Raw genomic sequence first — 17,620 nt, 5'->3', positions numbered from 1 at the left:
CCAATGTTAAAAAAACTCCTCGCTGTTGGCGCACTTGCCGCAACCCTCGCCCTAACAGGCTGTAATGAAAAGAAAGAAGCTCTGAAAATCGGCGTGATGACCGGTCCTGAGCACCAAATCGCTGAAGTAGCGGCCAAAATCGCCAAGGACAAATACGGCCTTGACGTTAAACTCATCGAATTTACCGACTACACCCAGCCCAACAAGGCCTTGAGCCTAGGCGACTTAGATGCCAACGCCTTCCAAACTGTGCCTTATATTGAGCAGGAAGTCAAAGCTCACGGCTATAAAATCGCCATCATCGGCAACACCTTTGTTTACCCGATTGCGGCCTATTCTAAAAAGGTGCAGAAGTTAGATGAATTGCGTGAAGGGGCTATTGTAGCCATTCCCAATAACCCAAGCAATGCGGCCCGTTCCCTTATCTTGCTCCACAACAATGGCCTGATTAAGTTAAAAGATCCAAGCAATCTCTTCTCAACCGAACTAGACATCGTGGAAAACCCGAAGAAAATCGAAGTGAAACAGGTTGAAACCGCACTACTTACCCGTGCCCTTGATGATGTGGATTTAGCCGTTATCAACAACACTTACGCCGGCCAAGCAGGCCTAACCCCTGAAAAAGACGGCGTGGTGGTGGAAGCCAAGGATTCCCCTTATGTAAACCTGCTGACCAGCCGTGAAGACAACAAGGGTGATGAACGTTTACAAACCTTCTTAAAATCCTACCAAACCGAAGAAGTTTACCAAGAAGCCCTTAAATTATTTAACGGTGCCGTGGTAAAAGGTTGGTAATTTATTTGTAGGGTGCGGTTTACCGCACCATTAAACAAAGAACGGTGCGGTAAACCGCACCCTACCGTTGAGGCCCACGCTTTTGTGGGCATTTATTTAAGGAAACAAATTTATGACCCTAAAAAAATCCCTTTCAGCCCTCGTTTTGACCTCTGTATTTGCATTAACTGCTTGTAAAGACAAGCAAGACGTCCTCAAGGTGGGCGTGATTTCAGGCCCTGAACACAAGGTGGCTGAAGTGGCAGCTCAAATTGCCAAGGACAGATATGATCTTAATGTGGAATTTGTGGTCTTTACTGACTATTCTTCCCCGAACCAAGCCCTAGATCGTGGCGATATGGATCTCAACGCCTTCCAGCATAAGCCGTATTTAGACAAGGAAATCGCAGACCGTGGTTATAAAATCGTGCCAGTTGGCAACAGCTTTGTGTACCCGATTGCGGCCTATTCCAAGAAAATTAAGTCTATTGATGAGTTAAAGGACGGCGACACCATTGCCGTGCCAAACGATCCAACCAACCTAGGCCGTGCCCTGATCTTGCTTGAAGCTCAAGGCCTCTTAAAACTCAAAGAAGGCAACAAGCTTTTTGCCACCCGTGTGGATATTTTGGAGAACCCGAAAAACCTGGTTATTCAAGAAATTGATGCCCCACTCCTGCCGCGCACCCTTGATGATACGGCCCTTTCCATCATCAATACCACCTACGCAGGCCAAGTGGGCCTCAACCCAACCAAGGACGGCTTATTTGTGGAGTCTAAGGATTCCCCGTATGTAAACATCATTGTGGCCCGTGAAAGCAACAAGGATGACGAGAAGGTTAAAAACTTTGTGAAATCCTATCAAACCGAAGAAGTCCACCAAAAGGCCAATGAAGTCTTTAATGGTGCTGTGGTTAAGGGTTGGGAATAAGCCCTAAGCCATAAACAAGCGGCCAGATTTGCAGGAAAACTTGCAAATCTGGCCGCTTGCTTTATTGCAAGGCCTTGAGTGCATCTTGATAGGTCTGTGAGTTATCCAACAAAATTTTGGCCGATTGGCGGAGCTTATCAATATCCGATTTCGGCAAATAGAAGGAGGTGCTGATATTGAGTACCTCTTTTTTTAGGTCGCCCTCGGGCAGATCCTTCAAGCCCAAGTCCACAAAGTGCAGGGGTACGGGCTTGCCCTTTTGCTGCTGGCTAAAGCGGTTCCAAGTGTCGGTAAATTCACGGAAACGCCGAAGGGTGGCGTGGGTGGTTTTATCAATAGGCACGTTGATGACAGTGTTGATAACGTCACCCAAGCCAGGGATATCGGCACTTTTGTCTATCTCGCTATTAACCTGATTTTGGGCATTGATGTTGATGATAATGATGTTTTGGAGCTTGAGTTTTTGCACTTGTTCATAAAGTTGCTCCAGGCCCAGCACATCAGACATATCAATCAGGCTGGCCAGGCCCAAATTATCGGTTAAACCGCCATCAACCAGGTGAATAAAGGGCCGTTCTTGGCTGTTTTGGTAGAGGGCGAGCAGGTGTTTGACCTCCTCCACATTTTTGACCCGCAGGCCGTCAAGGGTTTTTTCCCGCACCTCGTATTCCTTAGGAATTTGAAAATTGCAGTTGCCGCCGTTGTTGTTGAGGGTCAGCGGGGCAAAAACCAGGGGAACCGCACTAGAGGCGGCCACGGCTCGGGCAATTTCTAAATCGTTGAGGTTGAGGCAGAGGCCGTCAAAGGTTTCTTGGGTAAAGGTCAGTTTTTGGCCAATGTTCATGTCCGTTGCACTGATGACAGCAAAAGGCCCCTTGCGATTTTGGGCCAAATGGCCGAAGGTCTTGCCCCCATAAAGGGCACGGTTAAGCTGCTCTTGGAGCAGATCGCCCCGCCCGAATTGGGGCGAGGCCAAGCGGGGCATATTGGACAGGGAAAAGACTTGGTTGATGACCTCCCGCTGGAAGTTTTTGGTCAGGAATTTGTCCGCAAATTTAGGCACCACATCCTGCCCCTCTAGGGCAAAATAAGAGGCCAGCACCGAGCCGCCCGACACCCCATAAACCATATCCACTTGTTCTAACAAGGTTTTTCCTTTTATCGGTGTGCCTTTAAACTGTTCCAAAACCCCATAACCCAAGGCAGCCGCCCGAGTACCTCCGCCAGAAAACATCAAGATAACCAAGTTGCCATCTTCTTGGCTCTTGAGCATGGTGGAACGCATACGGTAGCCTTGATCGGGATTGACCTGCTTGATGGTTTGCACAGGTTGATAGCTGACCAGGCTACAGGCAGAAAGGAGGAGGGCAGCGGCAAGGGTAAGGGATTTTTTCATGGGGCTTCCAAGGGTAAATCATCAATTTGCAGATTTTAGCAAAAGCAAGACCGCTTGTAAGCCAAAAATCAGGCTAACAAGCGGTCTTGCTTCAAACTATTAAAGGGATTGAGCCGAATAATCCACCAATAAATAATGCTTGGCCACACTCAAGAAGTCGGCCACCTGGGCTGCCTGCCAGGCTTGATCCTTGCCCAGCTCCTCGGCCATCACTTGGGCTACCTTAGCCGCCACATCAATGGCTGCCCGGGCATCCAAGAAGAGTAGGCGGACTCGGCGGGCCAGCACATCTTCCAGGCTTTGAGCCATTTCCTCCCGCACGGCCCAAACCACTTCGGCCACGGTGTAACCATAATTTGGGTGGAGTTTTTCGGCATAGGCGGGCTCTTTTTGTAGCTCACGAATGGCTGGAATGTCGGAGCCGTAAACATAGAGGTGGTTGGATAAGTCCACCTGGTCAGCTGGGATCTTGCCGTGAATAGGCAAATCCACCGTTACACAGGCCTTACGAGGCAGGTCGCTATGGACATTGAGGGCCGTATTGACCGTATCTTCGGCCATTTCACGGTAGGTGGTCCATTTGCCACCGGTAATGGTGACCAAGCCGCTGGTTTCATCGGTAATGACCTTGTGGCTGCGGGAAACCTCCTTGGTGCTTTGGCCTGCTTTTTCAGGGGCGGCAAGCGGTCGAAGGCCGGCAAAAACTGACAAAACATCAGCCCGGGTTGGTTTCTTGGTTAAATATTGGCAGGCCGTATCCAAGATAAATTGAATTTCCTGCTCAAGTGCAATCGGCTCATAGCTTGGCTCTTCAATCAGGGTATCGGTTGTCCCCACCACCAACTTATCATGCCAAGGCACGGCAAAAAGCACCCGGCCGTCAGAGGTTTTCGGGATCATAAGGGCATCATTAGACGGATTGAAAGACTTGTCTAAGACCAAATGCACCCCCTGGCTGGGCACCACGAATTTCTTATCTGAACCGTGATCCATGCTGAGAATTTCGTTCATAAAGACACCAGTGGCATTGATAATCGCTGTGCCCAAGATTTCAAGGCTTTCTTGATTCAGTTCATCATGTGCTTTTACGCCCACAATCTTGCCGGCATCATTCTTAATTAGGCCAGTCACCTTGGCATAGTTAAGCACCGTACCGCCCTGTTCCACAATGGTTTGAGCCATATTAACCGCTAAGCGGGCATCATCAAACTGGCCATCCTTATAGACCACGCCGTTTATCAGGCCCTGGCCGTCCAAGGTTGGCAAGCGTTCTAGGGTTTCAGCCTTGCTGATGGCCTCGGTTCTGCCTAGGCTGAGTTTGCCGGACAGGGCATCGTACATACCCAGGCCAATGCGGTATTTGACCGCATCAAAATACCCAAAATTAGGAATAACAAAGTTTTGGTTCTTAAAGAGATGGCTGGCATTCTGGGCCAAGCGTCCCCGCTCCCGCAGGGCCTCCCGCACCAGGGCCACATCCCCATTGGCCAAATATCGCACCCCGCCGTGGACCAGCTTGGTACTACGGCTAGAGGTACCCTTGGCAAAGTCCTTGGCTTCTAAGAGCAGGGTCTTGTAGCCCCGAGAGGCGGCATCCAAGGCCGTGCCTAGGCCGCTGGCCCCTCCGCCGATAACAATAAAGTCCCATTTTTCTGTTTGTTTAAGCTTGGCTAACTGTGTATTACGTTGCATGATCTTGCCCTCTTGTCGATTTTTAGTCCAAAATGTTTGTTTTCAAGCATTTTGTTTTCGTTTGTGTTTATTTTGAAGAGGTTTAAACAAAAAGACAAATAAAACAACTAAATTTAAGTTGATTTTGTGAGTTATCTCACATTTTTGTGGGAAGCGTGGGCAGATTTGCCTACTTGAGGAGGAGGTAAGGTGTATTGATAATTTGACTAGAATGTATGAAATCCCCCTCCGCCTTCGGCACCTCCCCCCGCAAGCGGGTGGAGGGAAATTTTCTACCAATATTATTTCGTATAATTTTCGCTCCCTCCGCTTGCGGGGGGAGCTGCCCGAAGGGCTGAGGGGGGGATCAACAGCCCTTAATAGAGCGTAGCCAAAATAATCTGTTTAGGGTCAAGGAAAATCCGTACAGTCTGGCCGGCTTCTAAGTTGGCTTGATTGGCCCCACAGAAGGTAACTTCCCCAACCTTAACCAGCATTTCCTGATTTTCTATGCCTTCAATCACGCCTTCAAAGACATTCTCGCCACAGGCTTTATCAGTAATTTCAATCCAAGGAGCCTTAACCATGGCCATCACCTCCTTGCCCTCTGCCAGCTTTAAACGCTCACAGCTTTTGGCTGTAATGGCGGCCACAAGCGGTTGATTTAGGCCAGGAATTTGCAAATCGACCAGGGCAGTCCCCTGTTCCAAACGAACTTGTGCCACCTTGCCGAAAAATTGGTTGCGGGCACTGCTTTGCAGGGAGGCATGGGCAGTGGCTACCAGGAGGCTGTCCAGCGGTTGATCTTCCTGATGGAGGATACTAAAGGCCTTTTCTTGTAGCTGGGTCAGCAAATTATAGAGTTGCAAGAGCCGTTGGGCATAGGCTGTCAGTTGTGTACCGCCGCCCTGCTTGCCACCGGTTGAGCGTTCCAAAAGGGGCTTGGGGCTGAGCTTGTTCATGGCATCCAGATGATCCCAGGCACTCTTATAGCTAATGCCAGCCAATTTGGCTGCCTGGCTGATGGAGCCTGAATGGGCAATTTGGCGAAGGAGCTCGATCCGCTTCGGATCGGCAAAGAGGGTTTGGTTGAGTTTGATGGTTAGGAGGATTTCACTGTTTTGCATAAGCCTATTCCAAAGAAAGTTTGGACACTATTTTAGGCAATATAAAGAAATTTATATAGATTTTTTGCAAGAAATCCTTATAATTCGTTTCGCTATATAAAAATATACATAGCATCAAATCACTCTTTTCCCTCTTGCCCCCACGCAAGAGGGCTTTTTTCCCGCATAAAAGGATGAATTATGAAACTCAAAGCCCTTCTTCTCTCCCTTGGTTTAGCTGCAACATCACTTTCTGCTCTGGCCGATCAGGTTACGGTTTTTGCAGCAGCTTCCATGACCAATGCCATGCAGTCCTTGGCCGAAGGCTATAAAAAGGTCAATCCTCATGATGAGCTGATTTTCTCCTTTGGCTCTTCTTCAACCCTGGCCAAGCAGATCGAGCAGGGTGCCCCAGCCAACCTCTTTGTTTCAGCCAACACCAAGTGGATGAAGCACTTAAGCGACAAGGATTTAACAGTAAAAGAAACCGAGAAGGTCTTGGCTGGTAATGCTCTGGTCTTAATTGCTACCAAAGACTGGCAGCTTAACAGTGTGGATGTGTCAAAAGACACTTGGTTCAAGGGCCTGGATGGGGTATTCTTAGCCTTGGGCGACCCAGACCATGTGCCAGCCGGCATCTATGCCAAAGAGGCCTTGACCAAACTCAAGACCTGGCCAGCACTTGAAAACCACATTGCCCGCACCAAGGACGTGCGTGCCAGCCTAGCCCTGGTCGAAAAGGCCGAAACCCCTTATGGCGTGGTCTATAGTACCGATGCCAAACAGGCTAAAAACGTCAAAGTAGTGGCCACCTTCCCTGCCGACAGCCACAAGGCTATTGAATACCCCGTTGCCATTTTGAAAGAGGGGGATAACCCAGCCAGCCGAGCCTTTTTGACCTATTTAGCCAGTGACGAGGCCAAGGCGGTCTTGCAGGGGTATGGGTTTACAACCAAATAGTTTTATCTCTTTGATGGCGCCAGCGTCCTCGCTGGTGCCGAAGATGACTGAAATCTGATGGAAAAACAGCACCAGCCTGGAGGCTGGCGCTATCTTTGTATCACAAAAACCATGTTGCAAGAATTCTTCAATTTTACCCCGCTTGAACTAACCGCCGTCCGTCTCAGCCTGGAAGTGGCCCTAACCGCCATGCTGACCAGCCTGCCTTTAGCCATTCTCTGTGCCTGGCTTTTGGCCCGTAAGAACTTCTACGGCAAGGCGATTTTTGACAGCCTTATCCACCTGCCCCTGGTTTTGCCTCCAGTGGTGGTGGGCTATTTGCTGCTGGTGGCCATGGGGCGGAACGGCTTTATCGGCAAGTATCTCTACGACTGGTTCGGCCTCTCCTTTGCCTTTAACTGGAAGGGGGCGGTGTTGGCTACGGCAGTGGTATCCTTTCCCTTGGTGGTACGAGCCATTCGGCTCTCCATTGAAGCGGTCGATCCCAAGCTTGAAGCCGCCGCCCGCACCCTAGGTGCCAGCCCCTATAGGGTCTTTTTCACCATCACCCTCCCCCTAACCCTGCCCGGTGTGCTAGCCGGCCTGGTGCTGGGCTTTGCTCGCTCCTTGGGGGAATTTGGGGCCACCATTACCTTTGTTTCCAACATCGCCAACCAAACCCAAACCATCCCGCTGGCCATGTATACCTACATCCAAACCCCCGGGGCAGATGAACAGACCGCCCGACTTTGTGTGCTGGCTGTGCTGATTTCGCTGCTCTCGCTCTGGCTGTCGGAGTGGTTGGCTAGAAGCATGAAGCAGCGTTTGGGGCAGTGATGTTTACATATAGGTAAGAATTAAATGAAATCTTATGATGATTATGTTATTGAAAAGGTTAAGGAAGCATTAGATGATCCCTTGCCATCTTTACCCCACGAAGAAGTTGTGCAGGAAATAAGCCAGCTTATTGAACAGAAGAAACGAAATGCTAAAACTCAATCTCCAAAAACAACTAGGTAATCTAACCTTAAGTGCTGATCTCTCCATCCCCAACATAGGCGTAACCGCCATTTTCGGCCTGTCTGGGGCGGGCAAGTCTTCCCTTATCAACCTAGTCAGTGGCCTTAGCCAGCCTGATCAAGGGCGGATTGAGCTTAATGGCCGGGTCTTGTTTGACAGCCAGACAGGCATCAATCTGCCGCCTGAAAAACGCAATATCGGCTATGTTTTTCAGGATGCTCGGCTTTTTCCTCATTACACGGTTAAGGGCAATCTAGGCTATGGCATGGCCAAATCCGCAGGGGCTAAATTTGATCAGGTGGTGGAACTCTTGGGTATTGGTCACCTATTAAAGCGTTACCCAGTCACGCTTTCTGGCGGGGAAAAGCAAAGGGTCGCTATTGGCCGAGCTTTATTGAGAGAGCCTGAACTTTTACTGATGGACGAACCCCTGTCAGCCCTGGACATTCCCCGCAAACGGGAACTCTTGGACTACCTAGAAAGGCTGACCCAAAGCCTTCAAATCCCTATTCTTTATGTGAGCCACAGCCTGGAAGAGCTACAAAGCCTGGCCCAGCAGGTTATTTTGATGGAGCAGGGCAGGGTGGTGGCCTTTGATCGCTTAGAAAGCCTGTGGAACAGTCCGCTCTTTGCTGCCTGGCAGGAGGGGGAGGAGGCGACCAGCCTGCTTAATCTGCCGGTTCGAGGGCAAAATGAGATCTACCAGATGACCGAGTTGGCCTTTGGTAGCCAATCTCTTTGGGTCAAGGGCTTACATGAGCAGGGCAAGACTAGCCTGCGGGTTTGTATTCAAGGATCTGATGTGGCCATTTCGCTTACCCCTCCCCAACAGACCAGCATTCGCAACAACTTAAGGGCCGAAATTGCTCAAGTCCGACCACAAGCGGATAAAATTGACCTAAAACTTGCAAGCGAGGGCCTTTCTTTTTGGGCCTCCATCAGTCCCTGGGCCTATGCTGAGCTGGGTTTGGCAGAGGGGCAGGCGGTTTATGCTCAAATTAAGAGCCTTGCTCTCTTGCGGTAGGGTAGTAGGGTGGGCATCCTTGCCCACCATAAAACGATATTGCTCAAAATGGTGGGCAGGGATGCCCACCCTACGGATCCGACCACAATGTAAAAAATTTGCCTAATGCCAACAAGTTAGTAAAATACGGCCTTTATTTTAAAAGGAGAAACTTATGCTAGAACTTGTTTTAGCCATCTTATGTAGTGTATCGGTTGGGGTCTTGATCAAAATTGCCCGGAGCAAGGGCGTGATCATCGGCCAGAGTATTGCAGTCAATTATGTGGTGGCCTCCACCCTCTGCTATTTCTTGCTCAAGCCCAACTTCCAAGGCAAGGGGATTGTGGACATCGTGGCAGACAACCCCTCTTCCTACCTCTTTATTGCCCTGGGCATCCTCTTGCCAAGCGTCTTTCTTATTCAGGCCAAGGCCCTGGAATTTGCTGGCATTATCCGCACTGATGCGGCCCAACGCCTTTCCCTCTTCCTACCGATTTTGGCGGCCTTCACCCTCTTTGGCGAGGCCATTACCTCCCATAAATTGATTGCCCTGATCTTGGCCTTTGTGGCCCTGGGTTGTCTCTTGTGGAAGGGCCATCAGGGCATGGAGAAAGGAGGTAAAACCGCCATCCTCAGCCTGGCCCTGGTTTGGGTGGGCTTTGGGGTAATTGACATCCTCTTTAAGCAAATGGCCAAATCTGGCTCTGCCTTCCCATTGACCCTCTTTATTTCCTTTGTGGGGGCAGGCTGTCTCATGTTTGCCTATTTAACCCTTAAACGTACCGCTTGGAACCTGCCAAGCCTGGCCACTGGCCTCTTACTCGGCTTGCTCAACTTCGGCAATATCCTCTTCTATATCAAGGCTCACCAGGTTATGAAGGACGACCCAACCATGGTCTTTACCGGCATGAACCTAGGTGTTATCTGCCTGGGTACGCTGATTGGAGCTTACTTCTTTAAGGAGAAGATCCACAAGATCAATTACTTGGGCGTTCTGGTTGCCATTGTGGCCATTGTTTGTCTTTATTATTGGCGTTAAACCCCAAACGTTTCAGATAAGCCACAGTCTCTGTGGCTTTTTTCTTGCAAGAGCGGTGCCAAGCCTTGTCTTTCTTGGGTATAATAGCCCGATTTTAACTAGACAAGAGATCTTTATGCCAAGCATTGCCCCCAATCCCCTCGTCCTGGTGGACGGTTCTTCCTACCTCTACCGTGCCTTTCACGCCTTTCCCCCGCTGACCAACTCCCAAGGCGAGCCAACAGGAGCCATGTATGGCGTGCTCAATATGCTCAAGAGCCTGATTGCCCAGGTCGAACCCAGCCATATTGCGGTGGTTTTTGATGCCAAGGGCAAGACCTTTCGGGATGAACTTTTTGAGCAATATAAGTCCCACCGCCCGCCTATGCCAGATGAGCTGCGTTCGCAAATCCAGCCCCTGCACACCATCATCAAGGCCCTGGGCATTCCGCTCTTATCGGTTGAAGGGGTAGAGGCAGACGATGTGATCGGCACCTTGGCCGTTCAAGCCGCCCAAGACGGCAAGCATGTGCTGATTAGCACAGGCGATAAGGATATGGCTCAACTGGTGAACGATCACATTATGCTGATTAACACCATGAATAACACGCTCTTAGACCGTGAAGCCGTGATCGAAAAATACGGCGTGCCGCCCGAGCTGATTATTGATTTCCTGGCCCTTCAGGGCGACTCGTCTGATAACATTCCAGGCGTAAAGGGCGTGGGTGAGAAGACCGCCCTGGCCCTCTTGCAGGGCATTGGTTCCCTTAAGGAGATTTATGCTAATCTAGATAAGATTGCCGAATTGAGCTTCCGTGGGGCCAAGACCTTTGCCCCTAAAATCGAGGCTGAAAAGGCCATGGCCGAGCTTTCCTATACCCTGGCCACCATCAAAACCGATGTTGAACTGGCCGTCCGCCACGATGAACTCTTAACCCAGCCTCAAGATCGGGATCAACTGGTTGAGCTTTTTGGCCGCTATGAGTTTAAACGCTGGCTCAATGAAGTGATGGGGGACGGCAACCCTGTCACGCAAACAGCCAAGGAAAAAATCCCCAATCATTATCAGGCAACGGCCAGCCGACAAGCGGAACAAAAAGCCGAAAATTTTGCAAAAATTGAGATAGATCGAACCGCTTACCAAACCATTGACAGCCAAGAAAAATTTGCCGACTGGCTGGCCAAATTAAGCCAGGCCAAGGCCTTTGCTATCGATACCGAAACCGATAATTTAGACCCTATGCTGGCTAATTTGGTCGGGATTTCCTTTGGCCTGGAAAACGGGGAGGCGGCCTATCTGCCCCTGGGCCATACCGAGCGAGTGGCCAAGCAGGTTCAGCAGGAAGATCTCTTTGCAGAAAGTGTGGAAACGGAAAGCAGCCTGGAGCTTGCAAAAAATCAGCTAGACAGCACCGCTTGCTTGCAGGCCCTCAAGCCTATCTTAGAAAATGCTCAAATAGGTAAGATTGGCCAAAATATCAAGTACGATCTCACCATCTTCGCTAATTATGGCATTGAGGTGCAGGGCCTGGCCTTTGACACCATGATCGAGTCCTATACGCTTAACAGCACCGGCCGCCACAATATGGACGAACTGGCCAGCCGTTACCTGGGCCATACCACCATTTCCTTTGAGGAACTGGCCGGCAAGGGCAAGAACCAACTAACCTTTGACCAAATTGAAATTGCTCAGGCGGCTGAATACGCTGCCGAAGATGCGGATGTGACCATGAAGTTACACCAGGTCTTATGGGGAGAGTTGGAAAAAGAACCAAGCTTGGTCAAACTCTTCCAAACGGTTGAACTGCCGCTGGTGGGCGTGCTTTCCCGCATTGAACGCAATGGGGTCTTGATCGACCCTCAAAGGCTCTTGGCCCAATCAGCGGAAATTGCCCAGCGTTTAGACGAGCTGGAAAAACAGGTTCATGCCGAGGCGGGAGAGGTCTTTAATCTGGCCTCCACCAAGCAGCTACAGGAGATTTTGTTCAATAAGCTAGGCCTGCCGGTGCTCAAGAAAACACCAAAAGGAGCGCCTTCCACCAATGAAGAAGTGCTAGAAGAACTAGCCCAAATGGGCCACCAAGTGCCGGTGCTCTTGATGGAACATCGGGGCTTGAGCAAGCTCAAATCCACCTACACCGACAAGCTGCCTCAGATGATCAACCCTAAAACTGGCCGGGTCCATACCTCCTACCATCAGGCGGTGACGGCAACAGGCCGGCTTTCTTCCAGCGATCCGAATTTACAGAACATTCCTATCCGCAACGAGGAAGGCAGACGGATTCGCCAGGCCTTTATCGCCCGGGAAGGCTTTGTGATCGTGGCCGCCGACTATTCCCAAATTGAGCTGCGGATTATGGCCCATCTGGCCAATGATGAAAGCATGATTAAGGCTTTTGCTGAGGGCAAGGATATTCACCGTTCCACTGCCGCTGAAATCTTTGGCCTACCCTTGGAAGATGTCACCAGCGAGCAACGCCGCAGTGCCAAGGCCATTAACTTTGGTCTGATTTACGGGATGTCGGCCTTTGGCCTTTCCAACCAGTTGGGGATTGGCCGTAAGGAAGCCCAGGACTATATGGATCGCTACTTCCAACGCTACCCAGCTGTCCAGCAGTTTATGGTCGATATTCGGGAAAAGGCGGCAGAAAAAGGCTATGTCGAAACCCTCTTTGGCCGCCGTCTCTACCTGCCGGATATTGGCTCCAGCAACCAAATGCGGCGCAAGGCAGCTGAACGGGTGGCCATCAACGCCCCTATGCAGGGCACAGCGGCCGATATTATCAAGGTGGCCATGATTGGGATTGATAAGCTGATCGCCCATGATCCCCATATCCAAATGATTATGCAGGTGCATGATGAATTGGTCTTTGAGGTCAAGGCTGATCAGGTGGAGCATTATTCGGCCCTGATCAAGGCCGAGATGGAAAAGGCCATTGCCCTAAACGTGCCTTTGGTGGCAGAAGTGGGTGTGGGGGAGAACTGGGATCAAGCCCACTAAAGACGGGTTAAACAAGGAGAATCTCATGAAGAAACGAAAACAGTATTACCTAACAGAATTACAAGATCTTCTTACTGATTGGGAAGACGCTGACGGCTGCCTTGCAACCGATAGAATTACCGTTGATGGCTGCAAGGTGGGCTATATGTACCGTGAAGAACCTGATACGAGTGAAGAGTTTGATAGCTATGACAGCGGTTGGCGGTTTTTTGCAGGCGATGAAGATGATGACTATGTCAATGATCCTAAAAATAGTGGTGTTTACCGGCTCAACACCCTCTGCAATTATGACAAGGACATTATTCCGCTGCTTCATTCCCCTTACAATACGGCCTTTTATCGGGATGAAGAGGGTAATTTTGTCCAAGAGGAGCTTGAAGAGTAACTCAAGATCAAGCGGTTCAAATTCAGGGAAAATTTGCAAATTTTCTTGAGGGTTGAGCCGCTTGTTGTTTGAGTTAAACTTGAAATCTAGCCATAATTGCCTTAAGATGTAAGACAAATTAGTTACAAACAAGGACATATCATGACTTCATACACCTTTAGATTAGATGCCGATTTAAAAGAACAGGCCTTTTCTGTTTTTAAAAGCTACGGCTTAAACCCCGCCCAGGCTTTAAAAATGATCCTGCAACATGTGGTCACAACCAAGTCTATCCCTGTTGATTTAAGTTATCAACCTAACCCGACAACTTTGAGAGCAATGAATGATGCGCTCAATGGAAGAGTAGAAACCTATCAAGTCAATTCTGCTCAAGAATTATTGGCCTTAATGCAAGGGATTGCAGGTGAGGCTGAAGATGAAGATTAGTTTAACCAAGGATTATAAGCGGGATCTAAAACGTTTAGCTACTCAACCAGAATTGTTGCTTTCAGCAGAAATGGTTGAAGTAATGTATTGTCTTTATAACAATTTGCCCTTGCCTGAAAAGTATAAGGATCACCCCTTAACAAATAACTGGAAGGGATTTCGTGATTGTCATATTAAGAATGATTTAGTCTTAATTTATCAAAAGACGGAAGATAGTCTTACTTTTGTCCGTTTAAATACGCATTCTGAAATCTTCGGCTAGCTACAAAAACACCCTCTGCTCCTCCATCAAACCCTGCAAAAAATCAATCATCACCCGCACCTTTGGCGATAAATAACGGCGGTGGGGGTAGAGCAGGCTGATGTCCAGCGTATGTTGGTTAATATGGGGCAGAATGTTAATTAGCTGGCCCGAAGCCAATTCCTCCTTCACCAAAAATTTTGGTGTGTTAATAATCCCCAAACCTGATTTTGCCATCTGCACCAAGGCATAGCCGCTGTTGCAATAGAAGCTGCCCTTGGGCTTATAGCGAATTTGCTGGCCCCCTTCAAACAAGATCCACTGCATATAGGACTCATAGAGCAAGAAATTATGGCCGTCTAGGTCTGCTACCGTCTGTGGCATACCATGTTGAGCCAGGTAGTCAGGCGAGGCCAAAAGCAGGTGGTGGGATTGGGCAATCCGCTTGGCCACAATAGAGCTGTCCGTCAGCTGTCCTACTCGCATAACTAAATCATAGCCCTCTGACACCACGTCCACCTTCCTGTCGTTAAAATCTACATGCAGTTGCACATTGGGGTAGGTTTCCAAAAAACGGCCCAAGAAGGGGGCGACGAAGCGAGAACCGAAATCCATAGGCACGGACATGGTGATCTTGCCCTGTAGGGTGGAGGTGATATTGGTTACCGAATCCTCGGCCTCCTTAAGCTCGGTTAAAATGGGCAGACAACGTTGATAGTAGAGCAGGCCGGCCTCGGTTGGGGTGATTTTGCGGGTGGTGCGGTTGAGCAAGCGCACGTTTAAATGGGCCTCTAATTGGGCCACCAACTTACTGGCCATGGCCAGGGAAATTTGCTCTTGGGCGGCGGCCTGGGTGAAACTTTGGGTTTCGATTACCTTACAAAATAGACTGATTGCATTGAGTTTATCCAAAATCTTCTTCCTTTATATTGTATTTTTGCCGAAGCCTTGTTATCGTTAAGCCATTTTGCGATAAGCAGTCTTTAATATCAACTAAAATGAAATAAATTTAAGATTATTTCATACATTATTTATAAGTTCAGGTGTAACAATGGGAAAATCGTTAGTGATTGTGGAGTCTCCGGCCAAGGCCAAGACCATCAATAAGTATCTAGGCAGTGATTTTGTGGTCAAATCCAGCGTGGGGCATATCCGTGATTTGCCAACCAGCGGGGGCGACAAGGAAAAAACTGAAAAAGCTAAACCGATTTCAACCAAAGGAATGACCGCAGATCAAAAAGCCAAGGTAAAAGCCGAGAAGGATCGGGCTGCCCTGGTCAAACGTATGGGCATTGACCCCTACCACGACTGGCAGGCCAACTACCAAATCTTAGCCGGCAAGGAAAAGGTGGTGTCAGAACTCAAGACGCTGGCCAAGAAAGCCGACCATATCTATTTGGCAACCGACTTGGATAGGGAAGGGGAGGCCATTGCCTGGCACTTGCGTGAGGTGATTGGTGGTGATGATGCCCGCTTTAGCCGGGTGGTCTTTAACGAAATTACCAAAAACGCCATTAAACAAGCCTTTGAGAAGCCTGAACAGCTCAATATGGACAGGGTCAATGCCCAGCAGACCCGCCGCTTTTTAGACCGTGTGGTGGGCTTTATGGTCTCTCCGCTCCTATGGAAGAAGGTGGCCCGTGGCCTCTCGGCTGGCCGTGTTCAGTCGGTAGCGGTCAAGCTCTTAGTCGAACGTGAGCGAGAAATCAAGGCCTTCTTGCCGGAAGAGTTTTGGGAAATCCTGGCCAAAACCAAGGCGGGCAGAAGTGTTTTACCGCTTGAATTAGCCAACTACAAGGGTAAAAAATGGTCAGCCAAAAATGAGGCGGAAGCCCAACAAGCGGTGCAAAATCTGCAAGAATCTGCATTTATTGTCAGTGAAATCGACAAGAAGCCGACCTCTTCCCGAGCCAAGGCCCCTTTTATTACTTCTACCCTGCAACAAACGGCCAGCACCCGCTTGGGCTTTGGGGTGAAGAAAACCATGATGTTGGCCCAGCGTTTGTATGAGGCCGGTTACATCACCTACATGCGTACTGACTCCACCAATCTCAGCCAAGATGCCCTAAATATGGCAAGAGCCTATATCGAAAGCCAGTTTGGAACGGACTATTTGCCGGCTAAACCGAATTTCTACTCTTCTAAAGAGAACGCTCAGGAGGCCCACGAGGCCATTCGTCCGTCTGATGTCAAAGTGAAAATCGGCGACTTAAAAGGCATGGAAAAGGACGCAGAACGCCTTTACGATCTTATTTGGCGGCAATTCCTAGCCTGCCAGATGACCCCAGCCCAGTATGATTCCACCAGCCTAACCGTAAGGGCAGGTGACTACGAACTCAAGGCAAAAGGCCGAGTCATGCGTTTTGACGGTTGGACACGGGCCCTGCCAATTCAAGGAAAAACCGCTGAAGATCAGGAACTGCCAGCGGTTGAACTCAACCAAGAATTGAAACTAAGCGAAATCGTGCCAACTCAGCACTTCACCAAGCCGCCTGCCCGCTTTAGCGAGGCTGCCCTAGTGCGGGAGCTGGAAAAACGCGGCATTGGCCGCCCTTCCACATACGCAGCTATTATCTCCACTATTCAAGAGCGGGGCTATGTGCGGGTGGAGAACCGCCGCTTCTATGCAGAGAAGATGGGGGAAATTGTGACCGATCGCCTAAATGAATCCTTTGGCGATTTAATGAACTACGATTTCACCGCCAATATGGAAGACACCCTAGACCAAATCGCTTCAGGCTCCAGCAACTGGAAGGAAGAACTTAACCGCTTCTTTAAGGATTTCTCCCAGCAATTAACCAAGGCGGAATTGGACGAGTTAGAGGGCGGTATGCGGCCCAATAACTTGGTGGAAACTGAAATCGCCTGCCCAACCTGTGCCAGACACATGGCCATTCGCACCGCCAGCACGGGGGTGTTCTTGGGTTGTACAGGTTACGCCCTGCCAGTCAAAGAGCGTTGCAAAACCACGGTAAACCTGATTCCAGAAGCCGAGCTGCTTAACGTATTAGATGACGAATCGGAAAGCAAGGCCCTTATGCAACGCAAACGCTGCCCGAAATGTGACACGGCCATGGACAGCTATGTGATCGACCCACAACGCAAGATCCACATCTGTGGTAACAACCCAAATTGTGATGGTTATGTGGTGGAACAGGGAACATTTAAAATCAAGGGCTATGACGGCCCGATTGTGGAATGCGACAAGTGCGGAGCCGATATGCACCTCAAACTAGGCCGTTTCGGTAAGTATATGGGCTGCACGGCTTGCGACAACACCCGCAAGATTCTCAAAAACGGTGAAGTTGCCCCACCACGGGAAGAGCCAGTCCATTTCCCTGAGCTCAAATGCGAAAAATCGGATGCCTATTTTGTGTTGAGAGATGGGGCAAGCGGGGTCTTTATGTCCGCCCACAACTTCCCTAAATCCCGTGAAAGTCGTGCCCCGAAAGTAGCAGAACTGGCCCTTTATCGGGATCGATTACCCGAGAAGTTGCATTATTTAGCAGACGCTCCACAGAAAGACCCAGAAGGCAACGAGGCCATTATCCGCTTCAGCCGCAAGGAAAAACGCCAGTATGTCACCTCTGAAAAAGACGGCAAGGCCACCAAGTGGCTTGTCGATTATGTCGGGGGTAAGTGGGTAGAGCGGAAGAAATAAGATTCAGCCACCACAAGCGGGCTATATTTGCAAAAATCTTGCAAATAT

At 49.6% G+C, this 17,620-nt stretch carries 15 protein-coding genes; 11 read left to right on the top strand and 4 right to left on the bottom strand.

The genetic code is table 11. The features are described from left to right. The first annotated feature begins 3 nt into the window (after nucleotides 1–3). The gene (gene metQ / locus A4G20_07020; protein ID QIW16099.1) at nucleotides 4–795 is read left to right on the top strand and encodes a DL-methionine transporter substrate-binding subunit; all 792 of its coding nucleotides are present in this window, start codon (nucleotides 4–6) and stop codon (nucleotides 793–795) included. Nucleotides 796–907: 112 nt separating this feature from the next. After that, nucleotides 908–1,705: a DL-methionine transporter substrate-binding subunit gene (gene metQ, locus A4G20_07015; protein QIW16098.1), complete on the top strand. Its 798-nt coding sequence runs from the start codon at nucleotides 908–910 to the stop codon at nucleotides 1,703–1,705. A 61-nt stretch (nucleotides 1,706–1,766) separates the two neighbouring features. On the opposite strand, the gene A4G20_07010 is transcribed toward metQ (A4G20_07015), so the two are convergent. From A4G20_07010 to A4G20_07000, 3 genes are all read right to left on the bottom strand, one after another. Continuing rightward, nucleotides 1,767–3,101, bottom strand: coding sequence for a patatin (locus tag A4G20_07010; protein ID QIW16097.1), 1,335 nt, complete (start codon nucleotides 3,099–3,101; stop codon nucleotides 1,767–1,769). A 99-nt stretch (nucleotides 3,102–3,200) separates the two neighbouring features. After that, on the bottom strand, nucleotides 3,201–4,793 hold the full coding sequence (locus A4G20_07005; protein ID QIW16096.1) for an FAD-dependent oxidoreductase: 1,593 nt from the start codon (nucleotides 4,791–4,793) through the stop codon (nucleotides 3,201–3,203). Between the two features lie 356 nt (nucleotides 4,794–5,149). Next, on the bottom strand, nucleotides 5,150–5,899 hold the full coding sequence (locus A4G20_07000) for a molybdenum-dependent transcriptional regulator (GenBank protein QIW16095.1): 750 nt from the start codon (nucleotides 5,897–5,899) through the stop codon (nucleotides 5,150–5,152). A 180-nt stretch (nucleotides 5,900–6,079) separates the two neighbouring features. On the opposite strand from A4G20_07000, the gene A4G20_06995 reads away from it, so the two are divergent. From A4G20_06995 to A4G20_06960, 8 genes are all read left to right on the top strand, one after another. Beyond that, complete coding sequence (locus A4G20_06995) at nucleotides 6,080–6,838, top strand: molybdate ABC transporter substrate-binding protein (GenBank protein QIW16094.1); 759 nt, start codon at nucleotides 6,080–6,082, stop codon at nucleotides 6,836–6,838. A gap of 111 nt (nucleotides 6,839–6,949) precedes the next feature. Then, nucleotides 6,950–7,654: a molybdate ABC transporter permease gene (modB, locus tag A4G20_06990; protein QIW16875.1), complete on the top strand. Its 705-nt coding sequence runs from the start codon at nucleotides 6,950–6,952 to the stop codon at nucleotides 7,652–7,654. Nucleotides 7,655–7,802: 148 nt separating this feature from the next. Continuing rightward, on the top strand, nucleotides 7,803–8,861 hold the full coding sequence (locus tag A4G20_06985; protein ID QIW16093.1) for a molybdenum ABC transporter ATP-binding protein: 1,059 nt from the start codon (nucleotides 7,803–7,805) through the stop codon (nucleotides 8,859–8,861). Nucleotides 8,862–9,015: 154 nt separating this feature from the next. After that, a complete protein-coding gene (locus A4G20_06980) occupies nucleotides 9,016–9,879 on the top strand; it encodes a hypothetical protein (GenBank protein QIW16092.1) in 864 nt (287 codons plus the stop codon). Between the two features lie 115 nt (nucleotides 9,880–9,994). After that, nucleotides 9,995–12,859 (top strand): DNA polymerase I, encoded by a 2,865-nt coding sequence (locus A4G20_06975; GenBank protein ID QIW16091.1) that lies wholly within the window; start codon nucleotides 9,995–9,997, stop codon nucleotides 12,857–12,859. Between the two features lie 25 nt (nucleotides 12,860–12,884). Continuing rightward, the gene (locus A4G20_06970; GenBank protein ID QIW16090.1) at nucleotides 12,885–13,244 is read left to right on the top strand and encodes a hypothetical protein; all 360 of its coding nucleotides are present in this window, start codon (nucleotides 12,885–12,887) and stop codon (nucleotides 13,242–13,244) included. Between the two features lie 141 nt (nucleotides 13,245–13,385). Then, on the top strand, nucleotides 13,386–13,670 hold the full coding sequence (locus A4G20_06965; GenBank protein ID QIW16089.1) for a hypothetical protein: 285 nt from the start codon (nucleotides 13,386–13,388) through the stop codon (nucleotides 13,668–13,670). Continuing rightward, the gene (locus A4G20_06960; protein ID QIW16088.1) at nucleotides 13,660–13,932 is read left to right on the top strand and encodes an addiction module toxin RelE; all 273 of its coding nucleotides are present in this window, start codon (nucleotides 13,660–13,662) and stop codon (nucleotides 13,930–13,932) included. Before A4G20_06965 ends, A4G20_06960 begins: the two co-directional genes overlap by 11 nt. Here the strand turns inward: A4G20_06960 and A4G20_06955 are convergent, their stop codons facing one another. Then, a complete protein-coding gene (locus tag A4G20_06955; protein ID QIW16087.1) occupies nucleotides 13,933–14,823 on the bottom strand; it encodes a LysR family transcriptional regulator in 891 nt (296 codons plus the stop codon). 139 nt (nucleotides 14,824–14,962) lie between these two features. Between A4G20_06955 and A4G20_06950 the strand changes: the two genes are divergently transcribed. Next, a complete protein-coding gene (locus tag A4G20_06950) occupies nucleotides 14,963–17,572 on the top strand; it encodes a DNA topoisomerase I (protein QIW16086.1) in 2,610 nt (869 codons plus the stop codon). The last annotated feature ends 48 nt before the right edge of the window (nucleotides 17,573–17,620 follow it).

The sequence above is a fragment of the Pasteurellaceae bacterium RH1A genome (assembly GCA_012221805.1).
Taxonomy (GTDB): Bacteria; Pseudomonadota; Gammaproteobacteria; order Enterobacterales; family Pasteurellaceae; genus RH1A.
The sequence above is the reverse complement of the archived record's forward strand: the minus strand, read 5'-3'. Positions and strand labels throughout refer to the sequence as shown.